We start from the raw sequence: 20,003 nt of genomic DNA on the forward strand, positions 1-20,003 counted from the left end.
AAAAATCGTTAATCCTAAATCTGCAATCCTTCCCTTTTAACTAAAAATTAATAAATGTTTGGCTTCTGTTCTTTTTAAAATAATGTAATTTTAAAAAATATGAAAGATACCATCAAAAACGGATTTTATTTCAAGACTTACGAAGCACCATTTCAGTCTCCGTTTGATAAACTCTTTACGATTTTCAAGGAGTTAATCACCCATACTTCGGGCGATTTTGACGAAGCTATCGACTGGCTTCGGGAGTTGGACAAAGAATACAAACTCACCGATTCCGCTTATACCATTGATGATTTTATCGAAGATTTAAAGAAAAAAGGATACATCCGGGATGAACTCAAAGACGATGGAACTACAGGAACAGGAATTACAGCCAAAACCGAAAGAGCCATTCGCCAACAAGCGTTGGATAACATTTTTGGAAATCTAAAACGTTCCGGAAGCGGAAATCACAAAACCAAACACGCCGGAAATGGCGATGAACATACGGGAGAATTTCGGGAATTTCATTTTGGAGACGGATTGGAAAGAATTTCCTTAACCGAAAGTTTACGCAATGCCCAAATCAATAATGGTGTAGCCGATTTTATGCTGACCGAAAATGATTTGGTGGTCGAAGAAACCCAATACAAATCCCAAATGAGTACGGTTTTGATGATTGACATCAGTCACAGTATGATTCTATATGGCGAAGACAGAATCACGCCTGCCAAGAAAGTGGCAATGGCTTTAGCCGAATTAATCACGACTCGTTATCCCAAAGATACTTTAGATATTTTGGTTTTTGGAAACGATGCCTGGACGATTGCTATTCGGGATTTACCCTATTTAAAAGTCGGTCCTTTTCACACCAACACCGTAGCCGGTTTGCAATTGGCAATGGATTTACTCCGCAGAAAAAAGAATACCAACAAACAGATTTTTATGATTACCGACGGAAAACCGAGCTGTGTTCGGGAAAGAGACGGTACCTATTATATGAACAGCAACGGTCTCGACGAATATATAGTCGATAAATGCTACAACGAAGCGCAACAAGCCCGAAAATTGCACATTCCTATCACGACTTTTATGATTGCCAAAGATCCGTATTTGCAACAATTTGTGAATCGTTTTACCGAAGCCAATCAGGGAAAAGCTTTTTACACGGGATTAAAAGGTTTGGGCGAAATGATTTTCGAAGATTATGAAACCAATCGTAAAAAAAGAATAAAATAGTTTTGGGCGTTACCCAAGGGTCGGGCTATTCGTTTCAATCTTTTTTTCGGCGAAAAGCCTCAAAAAAGGATTTACACTTCTATCCCTAACGCAAACCGTATTACTAAACGAATTTCAATTTCAATAAAGAACAAATGAACAACATAAACACACTAGGCGAATTAAAGAAATCCGGATACGAAACTAAAAGTATCAAAGACGAGTTGCGTCATAATTTACGGGAGAAAATCAAGTCAGGACAACCCACATTTGAAGGAGTTCACGGTTTTGAAAATACTGTAATTCCAGAATTGGAACGAGCCATTTTATCCCGTCACAATATCAATTTGTTGGGACTTCGTGGTCAGGCTAAAACGAGATTGGCGCGCAAAATGATTGAATTATTAGACGAATACATTCCGTTTGTGACAGGTTCAGAAATCAATGACGATCCGTTGCATCCGATTTCCCGTTTTGCCAAAGATTTAATTGCGGAAAAAGGAGATGCAACTCCAATATCTTGGTTACATAGAAGCGAACGTTTCTTTGAAAAATTGGCTACTCCAGATGTTACAGTTGCCGATTTAATAGGTGACGTCGACCCAATTAAAGCGGCGAATTTGAAATTGTCGTATGCGGATGACAGAGTAATTCATTTTGGGATGATTCCAAGAGCGAATCGTAGTATTTTCGTCATCAACGAATTACCCGATTTGCAAGCCAGAATTCAGGTGGCGTTGTTTAATATTTTGCAGGAAGGCGACATTCAGATTCGTGGATTCAAATTAAGAATGCCATTGGATATGCAATTTATTTTTACCGCTAATCCGGAAGATTATACCAATCGTGGCAGTATTGTAACGCCTTTAAAAGACAGAATTGGTTCTCAAATCCTGACGCATTATCCGGAAACCATCAAAATTGCCCGAACGATTACAGAGCAAGAAGCTAAACTGGATGTTGCTCAAAGTGACTTGGTTTATGTTCCTTCATTAGCTAGAGATTTATTGGAACAAATCAGTTTTGAAGCCAGAGCAAGTGAATTTATAGATAACAAAAGTGGAGTGAGTGCCCGATTGAGCATCACCGCTTTAGAGAATTTATTAAGCACTGCCGAACGTCGTGCCTTGAAATCGGGAGTGGATAAAACGACTTTGAGATTATCCGATTTTATGGGAATTATTCCTGCCATTACCGGAAAAGTAGAATTAGTGTACGAAGGAGAGCAGGAGGGAGCAGCTATTGTGGCGCAACATTTAATTGGAGATGCGATTCGTACTTTCTTCCCCGGTTATTTTCCTAAAATTGAAAAGTTGGAAAAGCAAGGTGAAAAAACGCCTTATTCAGATATTTTGGAATGGTTTTTTACCGAAAGTGGCTTCGAATTATTAGACGATTGTTCGGATGAGGAGTACAAAACCATTTTAGAGAGTATTGCTCCGTTGGAAGCTTTAGTCAAAAAATACCAGCCACAATTAGAAAAAGAAGACAGCTATTTTATGAAAGAGTTTATTCTTTGGGGATTGGTAGAATACAAAAAATTGAGCAAAGACCGCCTTTCCGAAGGTTATCAGTTCAAGGATTTGTACGGCAGTTATATCAGCAAATTGTAAAAATAGAAAAAGGGTTAAGCGTTATATGTTAAACCCTTTTTTTATTAATTCCCAAAAAGGCATTTCCCCATTTTATTTAGCCTACCTTGCTCCGTTGGCTGTATTTTCAGTCTTTCCAAAATAATAATGGAAAATTCCTTTGAGGATTTGATTGCCACTTATATTGAAAATAAAGTAGGTATATCAGAACATTTTTTGAGTGCTGAATTAGCCAATAATCTAAAACAAAACTTACTGACTTTAAACCAAAATAGTTTGCTGAAATCAGCAGGAATTGGCAATTCCGAGAAACTTTCTTATGACGGTGCGATTCGAAGTGATTCGATTTATTGGCTGGATAAAAAGAACAATAATACTTTTGAAAACGAATTTTTTACTCAAATCGAGGCTTTTATTTTGTATTTGAACGAAAGTTGTTATGCGGGAATAACGGGCTATGAGTTTCATTATTCGTTGTATGAAACGGGAGATTTCTATTTGAAACATTTAGATCAATTCAAAAATAATCCCAGTCGAAAATATTCGATGATTAGCTATTTGAACAGCAATTGGCAGGAAAGTGATGGTGGCGAATTACTCATTCATCAATTAGACAACAATCAGAAAATCAGTCCCACCCAAGGGAAAACCGTTTTCTTTAAAAGTGATGAATTGGTTCACGAAGTTTTGGTCACCCAAAATACCCGAATGAGTATTACTGGTTGGTTAAAAAGTGATTAAGATTTAATTGTTTATTAAGTCATTCAAAACTGCCATAGACTCTTGCCATTTGTTGAGATTTGCTAAATAAATTTGGCGGTATTTTGCAATTATTTCCTGATGTTTAATCTGAAAGTCAGTAGTCATTTCATAATTCCAATTGCCATCTCTAATAACGGTTTCAAAATTAAATACATTTCCCACTAACATTTTGTAATCATAAACTAAATTCTGATGCTCAGGAGAATTCAGTATCGGTTTGATTTCCGCATCATAAAAAGCGATAGCGGTTTCATTAACTGACAATCCTTGTTCTATCCAATGTTGCTCTAGAGCATCTTCTTCGTATTTGAAAAAGTCAGTAATGAGTTTGTCCGAAAACCAATCCGGCAGTTTAACATTAGTTGGATTAGCATCTAGTGATTCATCATAAGGAAGCAGTTCCGAATTAGGAATCATAGAGGAATTGAATAAATACCATTCCGAATCTACAATTAAATAGATAAGTTGTTTTATTTTTAGTTTGGCAAGCCAGGTTCTGTAGCGGACAGGAGTTTTAAATAATCCCGGGTCAATAGCCATTTTACGTACTTTATTTCCAATCCGAACCTTAACAATTGGAGCCACGTGATAACCCCAATCGATTTTTCCGGTAGGTGATATGTTTTTTTTATCAGGGATCGATATTAATTTGGAACTGGAAGTAGAATAAACAACAGGAGCAAACGCCCAAATTTTGGCACATTGATAGCCTTTAGATGCTAATAACAAACTGATATAATGTGAGATATTATGACAATTGGCTTGTTGATAACCAAAAGGAATTCCCGATTTCATAATTTCTGCAAATAGTGCGTTTGCTGTTTTTAGATCTAATATTGATGCTTTTCTTGGCGTTAAAAGTGGATGTCTTTTGATGGTGTTATTATTAAAAATATAATTATTGCAAAGGTATCACATCTACCTCGACTTTTACTTTATGATCGCCAGAACTGAAAATAATTCCTTTTAAAGGAGACACATCAGCAAAATCTCTTCCGTAAGCCGTTACAATATGACGCTGTTGCGGAATCATATTGTTGGTTGGGTCAAATTCGCACCAGCCCATTTCAGGAATATAAACGGAAATCCAGGCGTGTGAAGCATCAGAACCTTCTAATTTTGGTTTTCCTTTTGGAGGTAAAGTTTCGATATAACCGCTTACATATCGTGCCGGAATTCCCACACTTCGCAAACTGGCAATCGCCAGATGTGAGAAATCCTGACAAACGCCTTTTCGTTCTTTAAGTACTGTTTTTAGGGGTGTATTGACATTAGTAGAACCTGATTTGAATTGAAATTCGGTATATATTTTTTTGATTAAATCCAAAATAGCTTCAAAAAGAGATACATCTGGAAGCAGACAGGTCTTAGCAAAAGCTTGTATTTCTTCGTCCCAGGTTATGTATTGACTAGGCAATTGGTATTGTAAAACTTCCGTTTTAAGGGCGTGATCTTTTATGAATTTTATTCTGGCCTCTTCGCAGGTAATTGGATTTAGCGGCTGAACGACATTGTTCAATACTTCAACTTCACTGGAAACCATAACTTTTAGTGATTTATGCGATTCGTGAAGCGAAAAATAATGTTGGATATTACCAAAATAATCCGTGCGAGAATATATTTTAGACGGTTTTGGTTCAATCTCTAATTTGAAATTGGTACATATTTGCTTGGCAGAATTCTGTGGTTGCAGACACAAAATGCTTTGGTAATTGTGCACCTCATTTACATAGGTATAAAGAGTCTTATGTTTTAATTTATATTTCATCAGTATCTCTATTTTCAAGGGTGTCTAAAACGGAATGTTGCATCACAGAATGGTTAAAATACAAACGGGACAAGTTGTTGGAAACATTGCAAATCAGTTCAAAAACCTTGGAGAGCGTTTCGTCCAATTCAGGTCGAAATTGGGTTTCCTCGTCCACTTCTATAAGATGGTCAGCATTAATTAATTTAACAATCGTGCTGGCTTCCAAAGCTGATTTCTCGGCAATGCTCAATCGATTCGGCTCATTGGTTTTGGGTAATTGAGACAGATAATACGAAAGCGTGTCCAATAAAAAGGAAAGGGTATAAGGTAAGTTTTTTTCTAAAAACACCATATTGATAACGGCTTTCAAACTCAAATGCGATTTGTATATATGTCGATATTGTGCCAATAAATGGTGGTTTTCCAGAATAGCTTCCATCAAAAGGACTTCTTCTTCCTCAATTTTTTTGTAATTGAAAGTAGAACGGAAAACAGAAATTAAAGATAAAATTCGTTCCACGTTTTTCCCTGTTTCCAATAAATAAAAACCATTGTCTCGAGGCAAGGTTTCATATATATTTCCATAAAAGGAAAAAAGACGAATGTGCAATTTGTCCAAGGCGTGATTGACATAATTGATTTTATTGGTGTTGGTTTTTTTAAGCACAAAAAGACTGTCTTCCAATAAATTGATGATGCGTCGGGTGTCGTGATTCCATTTTTCACTCACCTGGTTAATGGTTCGAAGGAGAGATTGAATGTTGTAAGCCACTGAACCCTTTTTGGTTGGATCATTAATCAAAAGCAATAATTCGGCAAGTGGGTTTTCAAAAATAGCTTCATTGTCAAATTCTTCCCCGTCTTCGTCTTCTTTTCCAACAAATCCCGGATAGGTTTGTGTAAGATGAGTCAACGATTTTAATAAAACCACCAAAAATTCAGGTTGTTTATTGCCGTGCTTGGTTACGTTTTCGTTGAGGCTACTCAAAATTATTTTCAGAAAACTACGCAAAGCCATCGTTCTTTCGCACAAGCGACCCAGCCAAAACAAGTTTTCGGCATTGCGACTCGTTAACGAATTATTCAGTTGATTGTTGGTGTTTTTTCGTTCTACCGTTCTTTCAATATATTCTGTTGGTGCATCCGTAATAATCCAGGTGTCTTTTGAAATTCCACCCAATTGATTCGAAATCTCAAACTTGTCTTTTAAGGCAGAACTTCTGGTCAAACCGCCTTGCATTACTTTATAATCATCTCCGTCAGCTATCAAGAAAGCACGAATGGCTGCATATCTGGGTTCTATCGTTCCATTAATAAAAGCTGGAGTGGTAGATAAACTCACTTCTTCTTGGGCAACATAATCTTTTGGGGTCTTAAGAATCAGATTCTTTAAATCTTCCAGTTGTTCTACATTCAATAAACGTGCATAAATGGATCTAAAACCTTGTTTTCGGTTGGTTTTTTTGATGATTAACTTGGGTAAATTAGCCAAAACAAAGTTCAATTCTTTCGGTTGACCGCACCACCAAGTTGCTATGGAATTCAACAATAAAGGTTCATTCAACAGAAATTTACAGGCATTTTGCATAAAAGCCATCAAACCATAATTTTCCAAAACACTGGTTCCAGGAGGATTTATAACCGAAACATTTCCCAAACGAATCACTTGCAACAGCCCCGGAATTCCCAGCAGGGAATCTCGGCGCAATTCCAAAGGGTCGCACCATTCGTCATCCAATCGTTTGATGATGACATCTACCCGTTCGAGTCTGTCAATCGATTTCAGCCACACAAAACCATCTCGAACCAATAAATCGTTTCCTTGAACCAAGGTATAACCCAAATAGGACGAAAGATAAACGTGTTCAAAATAAGTTTCGTTTCCAGGGCCTGGAGTCAAGAAAACCACGTTTGGATTTTCATTGGTATTGTTTCCCAACATATCAACGGTTTGTTGCAGTTGATTAAAATAAGGAGAAAGCCTTTTTCTATATGTTTTTTTATTGAGTTCAGGAATCACCTTGCTCATTACAATTCTATTTTCGAGAGCATATCCTGCACCGGAAGGGGCTTGGGTTCTGTTGTCCAACAGCCACATTTTTCCGTCGGGACCGCGGGCTAAATCAACGGCATAATTCAATAATTGTTTGTCGTGTTTTTGTCTAATGTCAAAACAAGGCAAGAGAAATCCCGAATTGTCAAAAACCAATTCGGCAGGAATAATGGCGTTTTTAATCAATAATTGAGGTCCGTAAAGGTCTTTCAAAATCAAATTCAGCAAACGGGCTCTTTGCAACAATCCTTTTTCGATGACTTTCCATTCAGATTCGTGAATCAGGAACGGAATGGGATCCAATTTCCAGGCACGATTTGATTCTTTATTGGAATCATACACATTATAGGTAACCCCGTTTTCCCTTAATTTTTTTACAATTTCTTGATTGCGCAATTCCAATTCTGCAATTCCAATAGATTCTAAAGTGTCAAAAAGCCCTTGCCAATACGGCTTTACCTGACCATTTTGATCCAGTACTTCGTCGTAAGAATTGATTTTTTCTTTATAGGTTTGGAGCAGTCCCAATGAAATATCCTGAATCATTTGTCGATATTGAATGAATTACGTTTTATTATTATGCAAAATAATAGCTTTTAATGCGAACAGCAATGCAAATGTTTGAAATAAATATTATTCTTTTGCCACCCAAAAATGTCTCAAATCCAGTGTATTTGGATATTCCGGATTAACCAATTCTATAGGTGTGTCCGGTTTGAGATTGGTTTTATTTTCAGCAACAAATCTCGAAACTGTCGGTGTGTTAATAACGGGTGCGCTTTGTTCTGAAACAGCGGATGGTGTATGACCAAAATCCCAAAAACGACTAATTTTTCTAGATTCAGCTTCATAGCTATTTACAGGATAAGTTTCAAAACTTCGTCCTCCGGGATGCGAAACAAAATAGGTACAGCCACCAATTGATTTATTATTCCAGGTATCAACAATATCAAAAACCAAAGGTACATCAACTCCAATATTAGGATGCAATGCCGATGGTGGATTCCAGGCTTTGTAACGAATTCCAGCCACGTATTCGCCTTTGGTTCCCGTGCTTCTCAATGGAATTCTACAACCTTTGCACAGCAAAATATGGCGTTCGGGGATGATTCCAGAAACTTTAACTTGCAATCTTTCCAATGAGGAATCCACAAAACGAGCAGTTCCATTACTTGATAATTCCTCTCCCAAAACGTGCCAAGGCTCAATTCCCAAACGAATTTCCAATTGAATATTATCCACTGTAATACCTCCGTGATGCGGGAATCTAAATTCGAAAAATGGATCAAACCACGAAATATCAAAATCATAACCAGCATCTTTCAAATCATTTACTACATCAATCATATCCAGATAAGCGAAGTGTGGCAACAGGAATTTATCGTGCAATTCGGTTCCCCAACGCACTAATTTTTTCTCATACGGATTTTTCCAAAACTTGGCTACCAAAGAACGAACCAATAGGTTTTGAACCAGATTCATGTGTTTGTGCGGAGGCATGTCAAAAGCCCGTAATTCTAGTATTCCCAAACGTCCTGTTGGCGAATCGGGAGAGTATAACTTGTCGATGCAAAATTCAGTTCTATGCGTATTTCCTGTGATGTCGGTCAGTAGATTTCTAAAAATTCGATCCACCATCCAAAAAGGAATGTCTTTGTCTTTTGGAATTTGTTCGAAGGCAATTTCCATTTCATACAAGCGTTCGTCACGACCTTCGTCAATACGAGGTGCCTGACTTGTCGGACCAATAAACGGTCCTGCAAATAGATAACTCAAAACAGGATGATGTTGCCAATAGGTAATCAGGCTTCGCAATAAATCGGGTCTTCGCAACAGCGGACTGTCTTCTGGTTTTGAAGCACCTAATGTCACGTGATTTCCACCGCCAGTTCCGGTATGACGGCCATCAACCATAAATTTGTCGGTTCCTAAACGGGAAAGAAAAGCTTCTTCGTATAAAGCCGTGGTGTTGTCCACAATTTCCTGCCAGGATTTCGCAGGATGAACATTGACTTCAATAACACCGGGATCCGGAGTTACCATCATTTTTTCGATGCGGTAATCGGTTTCAGGTTGATAACCTTCAATTCGAACCGGTATCTGCAATTTTTCGGCAGTTGCTTCTACTGAGGCAATCAAATCCAAATAGGTTTCCAAATAGTCTGTTGGAGGCAGGAAAACATAGATAATTCCATCACGTTCTTCCACACACATTGCAGTCGAAAAAGTCTCTACTTCAAATAATAAAGGTTCCTTTTCTTCTGTTTCCTCTTTCGATTTTGGAGTTACATTCGCTCTGTAAGTTGGCGAAGTACTGCCGTAACGTTCTTCTACAGATTCATAATAATCTCCTAATGGTGGTAATTCTTCGAATAAACTTCGGGAAACGGGTTGTTCTCTTTTATTTTTAGAAACTTTCGGCAACGATTCCAAAGGCAAACGCAGTCCAATAGGGGAGTTACCAGGAATAAGATAACATTGCCCTCTTCGGAATTCCCAGACACAGCTGACCCAGTTTTTGTATTCGTGAATCCATTTTAGTGGTAGTACAAAACCTGAAGGATTGTTTAGTCCTTTTTCCAATAATTTAGCCAGTGTATGACGCTGAATGGAATCTTTAAGATTAACAGCCAGCGGGTCTAGATTAACCGGCAGTTTTCCTTCTTCCAAAGCCCAGTAAATAGGATCTTCGTAGGTAGGATTTATATTTTTGATGTCAATGCCCAGATATTTTGTCAGTTCTATGGCAAAACGTTCGGCATCGTGAAAAGTGAGTTTTTTTCCATCTTCTTTGGCAATCAAAGCATCGTTTTTCCAAAGTGGTAATCCATCTTTTCTCCAGTATAAAGCATATTGCCAACGCGGAAATAATTCGCCCGGATACCATTTTCCCTGACCAAAATGAAGCAATCCTCCGTGAGCAAAACGACCTTTTAGTCTAAGTGCCAAATCATAAGCGAGTTTACGTTTCAAAGGACCATCGGCAGTAGAATTCCACTCGGGAGATTCAAAATCGTCGATAGAAACAAAAGTAGGTTCGCCACCCATTGTCAAACGAACATCACCTTCAATTAAGTCTTTTTCGACAACATTACCAACCTCCATAATGTTTTCCCATTGCTGTTCGGTGTAGGGTTTGGTCACTCTTGGATCTTCGTGAATGCGGGTTACGGTGTTGTCAAATTCGAAATTCACCTGACAGATTTCGGTAGCACCAGTTACGGGAGCGGCACTTTCGTAATCGGGCGTGCAGCACAAAGGAATATGTCCTTCGCCGGCAAAAAGCCCGGAAGTGGGATCGAGTCCAATCCAGCCGGCTCCGGGTAAATAAACTTCTACCCAGGCATGTAAATCGGTAAAGTCATTTTCTGGTCCGGATGGTCCGTCAAGTGATTTTACATCCGATGTTAATTGAACCAAATAACCCGAAACAAATCGGGTAGCCAAGCCAATACTTCGCAATGCTTGCACCAAAAGCCAGGCAAAATCACGGCAGGAACCGCTTTGTATTTGTAATGTTTCTTCGCAGGTTTGCACGCCCACTTCGAGACGAATATTGTAATTCAAGGTTTGAAAAACCAATTGATTGGCAAATACCAGAAAATCGACAGTGATCAAGTCTTTCTTTTGAGTTAATTTCGAAACAAATTCATCAAATAGAATTCCTCTTTCATTTTGCCTTACTTCAAGGTAAGGAATCAATTCTTTGTGCAGCTTATTGTCGTACAGAAAAGGGAAATTTTCGGCGTATTCTTCGATGAAAAAATCAAAAGGATTGATGACTTCCAGTTTGGCGATTACTTCGACTTCGACCCGTAATTCGGTTGTTGGTTCGTTAAAAACCACTCTCGCCTGATAGTTTCCAAAAGGATCCTGCTGCCAGTTGATGAAATGATTTTCGGGATAGATTTTGAATGAATATCCTTCAATTGACGTTCGGGAATGAGCGGCAGGTCTGAGCCTGAAAATATGAGGAAATAGTTTTACACTCCGATCAAATTTATAAGCAGTTTTGTGTGAAATGGCTATTTTTATGGACATAGGGAAGTGCTTTTTTAACAACGTTGTTTAGTATATACAAATATTGAAAAAAAATCACTGATTATCGAATTTATATGATAATAATTAAACTGATTTATTTAAAATTACATCTAAATTGATTTTTTTGTGTTTTTATTTTAAGAATAATTCAAAGTGGATTAAAATCTTCAGCAAGAAGTTTAGTTTGAAATAAAGAGAACTTTCTTTTTAAAGTTGTACTGGTCTATTAGGGTATTTTCTCCAATTCCAGTTTCAACTGGTCGGATTCGTTTTTTAATTTGCTCATTTCATTTCTGAAAGAATCAATGTTTTTTTGCAACAAATCCATTTGTTCCTTTTTTTCTTCGGCGGTTCTTAATAGTTTAAAACCCGATGCATCCTGTAATTTTTTTTCGGTTACCACCAAATTGTTTTGGTAGTCCGCCAACATTTTATTGATTTCCGAAAGTCTATTGTTGTCGCTTTGTTTTTTCTCCCTGACCATTCTTTCAGCTTCAATTTTCTCCTGCAGGACTGCCTGAACTTTTTGGTCTTCTATTTCTTTTTGTTTGAGTTCCAATTGATAGTTTTCGACTTCAGTTTTATGGTTTTTTATTCTTAACTCTCGGCTTCTGTTTTCTTGGAGGTTATTGAAAACAATGGTTGCCGTTGTCAAAACCAAGACTCCACAAACTAAAAAAAAGCTGTTTTTAGACAAGCCCAAAATTTTGCGTTCTTCTCTTTTTTTCTCCACTTTTGGTGTAGGTTCTGGAATTGAAACAGGAGTAAAAGGAGGTGGATTTGCTATAAAAAGTCTGGTTAGTTCTGGTATTTCCCCGGCGGTTTTCCAGTGTTGCATGCCTTCGAACCAAACAGGGCTTGTTTTGGTGATATTTTTGGCTTTCAATTCTTCCATGTCAAAAGGACCGCTGCTTTCGGTTCCGTTGTGAAGATAGTATTTTTTCATAAAAATGGATGCTGTAATGAGGAGATTAAATCGGTTTTTTCAAAGCTACAATCATTTTTTGATACTGCAAAATGGAGTTGTATTTTGATGGAAAATAAACAGTAATTTTCATTATTGTTGATTTTTTTCGAAGGGCGTAATGGTTATCAAACTGTAGCAAATGAGCTAGAAGAATGGTGTGTTTGAAAGTTGCAATTTAGTGTAAACGTTCGGTACTTTCTATTCTCAAGCAATGCTCTGTCCCTAAAAAGAGTGGGTTTCCGTGTTTTTCGGACCAAAATCCATCCAATACGTCTTTGGTGATGCATTGGTAAACCGCAACACCTTTATAGGTTATGTTTTCTTCTCCTTTGTAGTTGAAATTGATTACCAGAATGTTGTCCTTGAAGAAACCATTGCCCGTTTGTACTTGCTCATTATTGATGAGCCAATGGGCTTTAATGCGGTTGTTTTTATCCAGCGACAACGTCAAAATGCCTTTGTAAGTCATTTCATTGGTATCATCCTGGTTGCTTCCGGAAATAGAATATTCGCCAATTAATTCTTGTATTGTCATTACTTCCCGATGCAAAAATTGGCAAATATGTTTCCCAAAAGCTCGTCATTCGTGACTTGTCCGGTAATCATCCCAAATTGGTACAAAGCTTCTCGAATATCCAAAGCCATCAAGTCGCTGGACAAATTGGTTTCCAATCCGTATTTTACTTTTTGGATTTCGTCCAGGGCTTTCAACAAAGAATCATAATGACGGGTGTTGGTAACGATGGTTTCATTGTTTCTTAAAGCACCTGTATTCACAAAGGAAAGAAGTTGGTTTTTGAGTTCTTCAACGCCCAGTTTTTCTTTGGCAGAAATCAACAGGATTTCCGGGATTTCCGTTTTGATGTTTTGGATTTCCATTTCGGTTAGTTTATCGGCTTTGTTGCCAATAATAACCAAGGGTTTCAACGGAAATTGGTTTTTTATTTTTTCTAATTCCACTTTTAATTTTAGTCCCGAAATTTTAAATTCGGAGCTGTCAAAAAGAAAAACAACCACTTGGGCTTGCTCTATTTTTTCGAACGTTTTTTTGATGCCGATGCTTTCCACTACATCTTGCGTTTCGCGTATTCCGGCTGTATCGATGAATCGAAAACCGATGCCGCCAATAACCAATTCATCTTCAATGGTGTCACGGGTGGTTCCCGCAATCTCCGAAACGATGGCGCGTTCTTCGTTCAATAAAGCATTCAGCAAAGTCGATTTTCCCACATTGGGTTCACCCACAATAGCCACGGGAATTCCATTTTTGATGACATTCCCCACGGCAAAAGAATCGATCAAACGTTTCAAAACAAACTCGATTCTATTCAATAATTCGTGAAATTGGCTTCTGTCGGCAAATTCCACGTCTTCTTCGGCAAAGTCCAATTCGAGTTCAATCAAGGAAGCAAAATTCAACAATTCTTCCCGCAGTTTGGCAATTTCATTCGAGAAACCACCACGCATTTGTTGCATCGCAATTTGGTGTGAAGCCTCATTGTCGGATGAAATCAAGTCGGCAACGGCTTCGGCTTGCGATAAATCAAGTTTGCCGTTCAAAAAAGCTCTCAGCGTAAATTCACCCGGGTTAGCCATTCGACAGCCTTTTCGAAGCAATAATTGAATGATTTGCTGTTGGATATAAGTCGAGCCGTGACAGGATATTTCTATGGTGTTTTCTCCGGTATAAGAATTTGGTCCCTTGAAAATGGAAACCAAAACTTCGTCCAGCGTTTTGTTGTTGTCAATAATATGTCCCAAGTGCAAGGTGTGGGTTTTTTGTTGGGTCAAATCCTTTCCCTTGATGGATTGAAAGACGGAGTTTCCAATGGTAATGGCTTCTTCTCCGGAAATCCGAATGATGGCGATGGCTCCTGCTCCTGAAGGTGTGGCCAATGCCACTATGGAATCGTTGTATAACATATTATTTTTTAATGATTGCAAAGGTAATAAATCTATAGAAGTATCAATTTTTAATTTTTTCGGACTCCATTTTATTTAATATCATCCAATCTTTATATTGTTTTTTATATAAAAAGCATAAATATCTGGGAATTAATATGTTAAAATTGTATCTTTATGGTTATAAGCATATGTTTAAATCTTTAAATAATTTAAAATGAAACGTATTCTATTTCCAACCGATTTTTCTGAAGTTGCCACAAATGCATTTGAATATGCTTTAGAATTTGCCAATAAAGTTCAAGGGGAATTAATGGTCCTGCATTCCTATGATTTAATACCAATGGACGACCAGTTTTTTCCAGAGAATTTCAATGAAATATATGATTCCGTGGAGTTGGCCAATTTTGAGCAGTTCAAGGAGGAGATTCCAAAACTGAGAGCCATTATGGAAAACCACCAAATGGAACACATAAAAATGACGCATCGGCTGATGGAAGGAGATTTGAGGGCGAACATTAAAAAATCGATACAGGAGGATAAAATAGATTATTTGGTTATGGGAACTTCGGGCGTTAGCGAATGGGAGGCTCTTTTTGCCGGTTCCAATTCGGGTTCTGTAATTTTAGGCTTGGAAATTCCCATGTTCTGTGTTCCTTCGGGAGTGAAATTTAAAAATATCAAAACGATTGGATATGTAAATCATTATACAGCCAAAGACAAAGAAACGCTTGGAGTGGTATTGGATATGGCCAAAATGATAAATGCAACCGTTAAATCCCTTTATGTGAGAACTCATAAATCAGAAATTGATGCAGGAACCAAGAAAAAATGGGAAGAAAATTTTAGTGAGGAACCCATTGCTTTTTTTGAGGTTCGAAACGAAGAGATAAAGCAAATGACGCTGGATTTTATTTCTCATCAGGAAATCGATGTTTTGACGATGTTGACTTATAAAAACAATATTTTTGAAGGCATGTTTGTTCCTACCTATGCCAAGAAAAATGTTTCAGAATTTGAAATTCCCATTTTGGTTATTCATGCTTGATAGCTCGTTGAATTTTTAGAAATTGTTCACTTTAATAGTATAAAAAATGAAAAAGATTTTGTTTCCAACAGATTTTTCCGAAGTGGCGAACAATGCTTTTGTCCACGCTTTGGAATTTGCAAAAAAAGTGAAGGGAGAACTGGTTTTATTGCACACCTTTGAGCTGCCGGTTTTTGACAGCCAGTTTTTTCCAGAGAATTACAATGTCCTTTTCGACTCGCTTCAATTGTCCCAATTTGACATGTTCAAAGACGAGATTGCAAAACTTCGGAAGATAGCCGAAGAATTGAAATTGGACAAAATTAAAATGAGCCACAGATTGATGGACGGCAATTTGATTTTCAATATCAAAAGAGCCATAAAGGAAGATGAAATTAAATTTGTGATAATGGGAACAGCTGGAGCATCTGGATGGGAAGCCTTTTTCTTGGGAACCAATGCGGGTTCAGTCATCAGTACGATTAATGTTCCTGTTTTATGCATACCATTTGAAGCCAAATTCAAAAAAATTGAAGTCATTGGATTTACGACCCGATATAGGGAGAAAGACCAAAAAGCCCTTAAAGACGTGCTGAAAATCGCTAAAAAAATGGAGGCTAAAGTGAAATGTCTTTATGTTAAAACAGATCATTCAGATGTTGCCAAAGAGACAATCAAACATTGGGAAACAGAATTTGAAGGAGAACCAGTCCAGTTTTCCATAGTTCAAAGCGATGACGTGAAGGGAACAATTATGGATTTTATTTTATTTAAAGATATCGACGTATTGGCTATGCTTACGTATAAAAGAAATTTTTTCGTCGAACTGTTCAAGCCCAGTTTAACCCAAAAAATTGCCAACCATTCCAGTATTCCAATTTTGGCAGTACACGAATAAAAAAAAAACTGTCTCAATAAATCGAGACAGTTTTTAAATATAAAAATGGTTTGGTTAGTTAACTTATATTGTGGTTTTGAATTAATTATTCAACATTACTGGCATTACCAGCATCGTCACTGTTTCTCCGTCTTCCAATCCATCAACTGGAGTCAAGATTCCGGCTCTGTTAGGCAATGACATTTCAAGCATAATCATGTCGGATTGCAAGTTGGTCAACATTTCTGTCAAGAAACGGGAATTGTACCCTATTTGCATGTCGTCACCTTGATAATCACATGTCAAACGTTCTTCAGCTTTGTTCGAATAATCAATATCTTCTGCAGAAATGTTCAGTTCGGCACCGGCAATTTTCAAACGAATTTGGTGCGTGGTTTTATTGGAGAATATCGCAACACGACGAACAGAACTCAAGAATTGGGAACGGTCAATCATCAATTTATTTGGATTTTCTTTTGGAATTACCGCTTCATAGTTTGGATATTTTCCGTCAATCAATCGACACATCAAAACATAATTGTCGAAAGAAAAAGTGGCATTCGAATCGTTGTATTCAATCTTTACTTCCGCATCTGAAGCTCCCAAAATATTTTTCAAAATAGTCAAAGGTTTCTTTGGCATAATGAAATCGGCAACTTGTGAAGCCGTTACATCGGTTCTTGCATATTTTACCAATTTGTGGGCGTCGGTGGCCACAAATATCAAACCTTGAGGAGAAAATTGGAAGAAAACACCAGACATTACCGGACGCAAATCATCGTTTCCGGCCGCAAAAATGGTTTTGCTGATGGCTGTTGCCAAAACATCGGCAGGAACCAAAGTTACAGAAGGTTCGTCCAAGTTCACTGATTTTGGAAATTCTTCACCCGGAGCATACGCCAAGGCATATTTTCCTGAATTGGAACTAATTTCTATCGTGCTATTTTCTTCAACGGTGAAAGTCAACGGTTGTTCTGGAAAGGTTTTAAGGATTTCCAAAAGCAATTTTGCAGGAACAGCCACGCTTCCTTTGCTGGTGGAATCGATGTCTAAAGTGGCTGACATCGTTGTTTCTAAATCAGAGGCAGAAACGGTCAAGGCACTGTTGTCCAATTCAAAAAGAAAGTTGTCCAAAATAGGCAACGTATTGCTACTGTTAATGACACTTCCTAAAACTTGTAATTGTTTCAATAAGTACGAACTCGATACTATAAATTTCATATGAAGATTATATTTGTTTTTTATCGGAATATGGTATCGCCATTTTTTATGTTAATTTGCTTGTTGAAGCATGGCGATTTCATCTGTTTTGTTTTATTTTTTCGGGTATAAATTTCAGTGAATTTCCAAAATCTATGCTAGCCACAAATATATCGTAAACTATTTTACTTTTTCAAATTTTTTATTAACATTACTTGCCGTATTTTTTCTTTCTGAGAAACGTAAAAACAACGCCAAAAAGCCCTAAAATAAAGATTGGAAGCCCGATAGTTAGGATTTGTGTCAGGGTGTAACTTTCATGAACTTTTTCTTTATCCAATAAAGGCAAATCCAGATCCTTGCTTCGAATGTTAATAAGTCCACTATCATCCAGCAAATAATTGACGCAATTCATCAAGAAATCCTTGTTGTCATATAAATTTCCGGAACGTTGGTCATAACCTAATTCCACGGGTTGAAAGTTCTTGTCCAATTGGTTTCGAATCAAATCGCCGTCCGAAACCACAATCATTTTATTGGCTTTGCCAAGGGGTTGAAAAGATTTTTGGTCAAAAGGCAAAATCCTGTTTTCGAACATCGAATGGAACGAACCTTCCAGCAAAACCGACATCGGAATATAGCCCGTATTCAGGTAATGATTAGGCGAAGTTTCTTCTTCCACGATATTCAAATTGATTTCAACCGGGGAGCCAATTTTCTTCGAATATTGGGAAGATTGCAACAATACGGTTTTCTTGATTCCATTCTTCAAAGTGTCGATACCACTGGCAAAATCGAACTTGATTCCGCCCAGGTTTTTCACGATGGGATGCTTGCTAATAGGATACACTTGCGGCGCAAATTTCCAATTGAATTCTTGATATTGCGTGGCGCTTCCTTGTTCGCCAGTAGCCAGTTTTATGGGACATCCTCGCTCGTCTTTCACCAAATCGGGATTAATTCTAAATCCGTATTTAAAGAACATGTCGTTCAAATTCAAGTCTCTTGGAAATGCCAAAGTCGAACCGGAATCATTGTACAAACTGTCCATTTCCATATTGACTTGATCCACCAACCACAAGGTTTTTCCACCATTGATGATGAACTGGTCCAAGACTTGTTTTTCGGAATCCGTAAACGTTTCGGTTGGTTTGGCAATAATCGCCAAGTCGTATTTTTGTAAAGCGTCCAAACTTCCCGTTGGATTTTTGGCAACCGAATCCAAAGTGAATGGGCCAATGTGATAACTTTCCCGAACTTGCATCAGGAATTTAGCCATCTGAAGATCGAAAAGTTCGCCGTTTCCTTTGATTACGGCAATCTTTTTCTTTTTGCCTTTGGTGATTTTGTTGATGGCATCGGCAATGGAATATTCCAGATGTTGCACGGAGCCAACCACTTTTTCGGTAGTCGATGCGCCCATAATATTTTTCAACAAGGGAACATTGACTTCCTTGTTGTTGTAAACCGCAATTGCCCAAGGAAAAACCATTTCTTGCGATTGTTTTCCTTTGTCGTCAACGGTAATGTTTATTGGCGTAAGCCCTTTTAGATACAACTCCTTGATGTTGTCCATACTTTCTTCTTCATTCTCCAAAGGATCTACGAATTCGAAAAAAATATTCTTGTTATAGGATTGAAATTCTTCGAATAAATCCCTAGTTTCACTTTGCAAACGCTTGAATTCAGCGGGTAAATCGCCTTGTAAATAGATTTTTACGTACAAAGGATTTTGTACCTGTTTGATGATGTTCAAGGAAGTTGGCGAAAGCGTGTATCTTTTATCCTTGGTCAAGTCAAAACGGTGGAAAAAATAACCGCTTATTATATTTAAAACCAATAAAATGGCAATGATAATCAGTAAGGATTGTATGTTGTTTTTCTTGGAAGTTGTCATTACGATTTAATGGATTTTAAATTATAAACTGTAAATGAAAGAAACAAGACCGCGATGCTCGCAAAATAAACGACATCACGAGTGTCAATCACGCCACGACTCATACTTTTGAAATGATCTTGCATTCCGAAACCAGAAATTAAACCTTGAAAACCAGGTAAAATTGTTGCCAAACCTTCGAATCCATAGTAAAAAAAGAAACACAAAAATACCGACACAATAAAAGCCACGATTTGATTTTCGGATAGGGTGGAAGTGAAGATTCCAATCGCGGAATAGGCCGCAATCAGGAACAACAATCCAAAATAAGACCCCATTGTGCTGCCCATGTCGATGTTGTCTTCGGGCATTCCCAAATCAGAAATTACCTTGACGTAAATCAGTGTTGGAATTATTGCCATAACGATTAACAGTACTGAACCCAGAAATTTTCCGTTCACGATTTGCCAAATGCTCAAGGGTTTTGTCAACAACAATTCCAATGTCCCCTGTTTTTTTTCATCCGAAAAACTGCGCATTGTCACTGCCGGAATCAAGAAAATCAGGATCCAGGGAGCCAAAGTAAAAAACGGACTCAAATCGGCAAAACCGCTGTCCAAAATATTGTATTCTCCTTCGAAAACCCAAAGGAACAAGCCATTTCCAATCAGGAAAACGGCTATTACCAAATAGCCTATTGGCGAACCGAAAAAGGATTTTATTTCTCTTGCTACTATTGATTTCATATTGTCATTGCGA

General features: G+C 37.7%; 15 protein-coding genes. 5 read left to right on the forward strand and 10 right to left on the reverse strand.

What is annotated here, in order from left to right:
• Positions 1 to 99 precede the first annotated feature (99 nt).
• The 3 genes from BUC16_RS06805 to BUC16_RS06815 all read left to right on the forward strand — a co-directional run bounded on the left by BUC16_RS06805 (position 100) and on the right by BUC16_RS06815 (position 3,530).
• A complete protein-coding gene (locus tag BUC16_RS06805; RefSeq protein ID WP_073369177.1) occupies positions 100 to 1,218 on the forward strand; it encodes a vWA domain-containing protein in 1,119 nt (372 codons plus the stop codon).
• A gap of 134 nt (positions 1,219 to 1,352) precedes the next feature.
• Entirely contained in the window at positions 1,353 to 2,810 is a 1,458-nt protein-coding gene (locus tag BUC16_RS06810; protein WP_073369179.1) for an AAA family ATPase, read from the forward strand.
• A 126-nt stretch (positions 2,811 to 2,936) separates the two neighbouring features.
• Entirely contained in the window at positions 2,937 to 3,530 is a 594-nt protein-coding gene (locus BUC16_RS06815) for a 2OG-Fe(II) oxygenase (protein WP_073369181.1), read from the forward strand.
• Positions 3,531 to 3,533: 3 nt separating this feature from the next.
• Here the strand turns inward: BUC16_RS06815 and BUC16_RS06820 are convergent, their stop codons facing one another.
• The 7 genes from BUC16_RS06820 to mnmE form a co-directional block, all read right to left on the reverse strand.
• On the reverse strand, positions 3,534 to 4,445 hold the full coding sequence (locus BUC16_RS06820; protein WP_317614991.1) for a protein-glutamine glutaminase family protein: 912 nt from the start codon (positions 4,443 to 4,445) through the stop codon (positions 3,534 to 3,536).
• Between the two features lie 4 nt (positions 4,446 to 4,449).
• On the reverse strand, positions 4,450 to 5,319 hold the full coding sequence (locus BUC16_RS06825; protein WP_073369185.1) for a transglutaminase family protein: 870 nt from the start codon (positions 5,317 to 5,319) through the stop codon (positions 4,450 to 4,452).
• On the reverse strand, positions 5,309 to 7,900 hold the full coding sequence (locus BUC16_RS06830) for a circularly permuted type 2 ATP-grasp protein (RefSeq protein ID WP_073369187.1): 2,592 nt from the start codon (positions 7,898 to 7,900) through the stop codon (positions 5,309 to 5,311). Before BUC16_RS06830 ends, BUC16_RS06825 begins: the two co-directional genes overlap by 11 nt.
• Before the next feature lie 87 nt (positions 7,901 to 7,987).
• Positions 7,988 to 11,395, reverse strand: coding sequence for a transglutaminase family protein (locus BUC16_RS06835; protein WP_073369189.1), 3,408 nt, complete (start codon positions 11,393 to 11,395; stop codon positions 7,988 to 7,990).
• A 226-nt stretch (positions 11,396 to 11,621) separates the two neighbouring features.
• Complete coding sequence (locus BUC16_RS06840; protein ID WP_073369191.1) at positions 11,622 to 12,341, reverse strand: GYF domain-containing protein; 720 nt, start codon at positions 12,339 to 12,341, stop codon at positions 11,622 to 11,624.
• Between the two features lie 196 nt (positions 12,342 to 12,537).
• The gene (locus BUC16_RS06845; RefSeq protein WP_073369193.1) at positions 12,538 to 12,897 is read right to left on the reverse strand and encodes a hypothetical protein; all 360 of its coding nucleotides are present in this window, start codon (positions 12,895 to 12,897) and stop codon (positions 12,538 to 12,540) included.
• On the reverse strand, positions 12,897 to 14,285 hold the full coding sequence (mnmE, locus tag BUC16_RS06850) for a tRNA uridine-5-carboxymethylaminomethyl(34) synthesis GTPase MnmE (RefSeq protein WP_073369195.1): 1,389 nt from the start codon (positions 14,283 to 14,285) through the stop codon (positions 12,897 to 12,899). The genes BUC16_RS06845 and mnmE overlap by 1 nt, the downstream gene beginning before the upstream one ends.
• Positions 14,286 to 14,481: 196 nt before the next feature.
• Between mnmE and BUC16_RS06855 the strand changes: the two genes are divergently transcribed.
• A complete protein-coding gene (locus tag BUC16_RS06855; RefSeq protein ID WP_073369198.1) occupies positions 14,482 to 15,312 on the forward strand; it encodes a universal stress protein in 831 nt (276 codons plus the stop codon).
• Between the two features lie 46 nt (positions 15,313 to 15,358).
• Positions 15,359 to 16,189 carry a universal stress protein gene (locus BUC16_RS06860; RefSeq protein ID WP_073369200.1) on the forward strand — a complete coding sequence of 277 codons (831 nt, stop codon included), beginning with the start codon at positions 15,359 to 15,361 and terminating at the stop codon, positions 16,187 to 16,189.
• Between the two features lie 81 nt (positions 16,190 to 16,270).
• Here the strand turns inward: BUC16_RS06860 and dnaN are convergent, their stop codons facing one another.
• The 3 genes from dnaN to gldF all read right to left on the reverse strand — a co-directional run bounded on the left by dnaN (position 16,271) and on the right by gldF (position 19,990).
• Positions 16,271 to 17,389, reverse strand: coding sequence for a DNA polymerase III subunit beta (gene dnaN, locus BUC16_RS06865; protein ID WP_073369202.1), 1,119 nt, complete (start codon positions 17,387 to 17,389; stop codon positions 16,271 to 16,273).
• A 190-nt stretch (positions 17,390 to 17,579) separates the two neighbouring features.
• On the reverse strand, positions 17,580 to 19,265 hold the full coding sequence (gene gldG / locus BUC16_RS06870) for a gliding motility-associated ABC transporter substrate-binding protein GldG (protein ID WP_073369204.1): 1,686 nt from the start codon (positions 19,263 to 19,265) through the stop codon (positions 17,580 to 17,582).
• Entirely contained in the window at positions 19,265 to 19,990 is a 726-nt protein-coding gene (gene gldF, locus BUC16_RS06875) for a gliding motility-associated ABC transporter permease subunit GldF (RefSeq protein ID WP_073369206.1), read from the reverse strand. The genes gldG and gldF overlap by 1 nt, the downstream gene beginning before the upstream one ends.
• Positions 19,991 to 20,003 lie beyond the last annotated feature (13 nt).

Origin of the sequence: Flavobacterium fluvii (assembly GCF_900129545.1) — a bacterium.
In the GTDB taxonomy this organism is placed as follows: Bacteria; Bacteroidota; Bacteroidia; order Flavobacteriales; family Flavobacteriaceae; genus Flavobacterium; species Flavobacterium fluvii.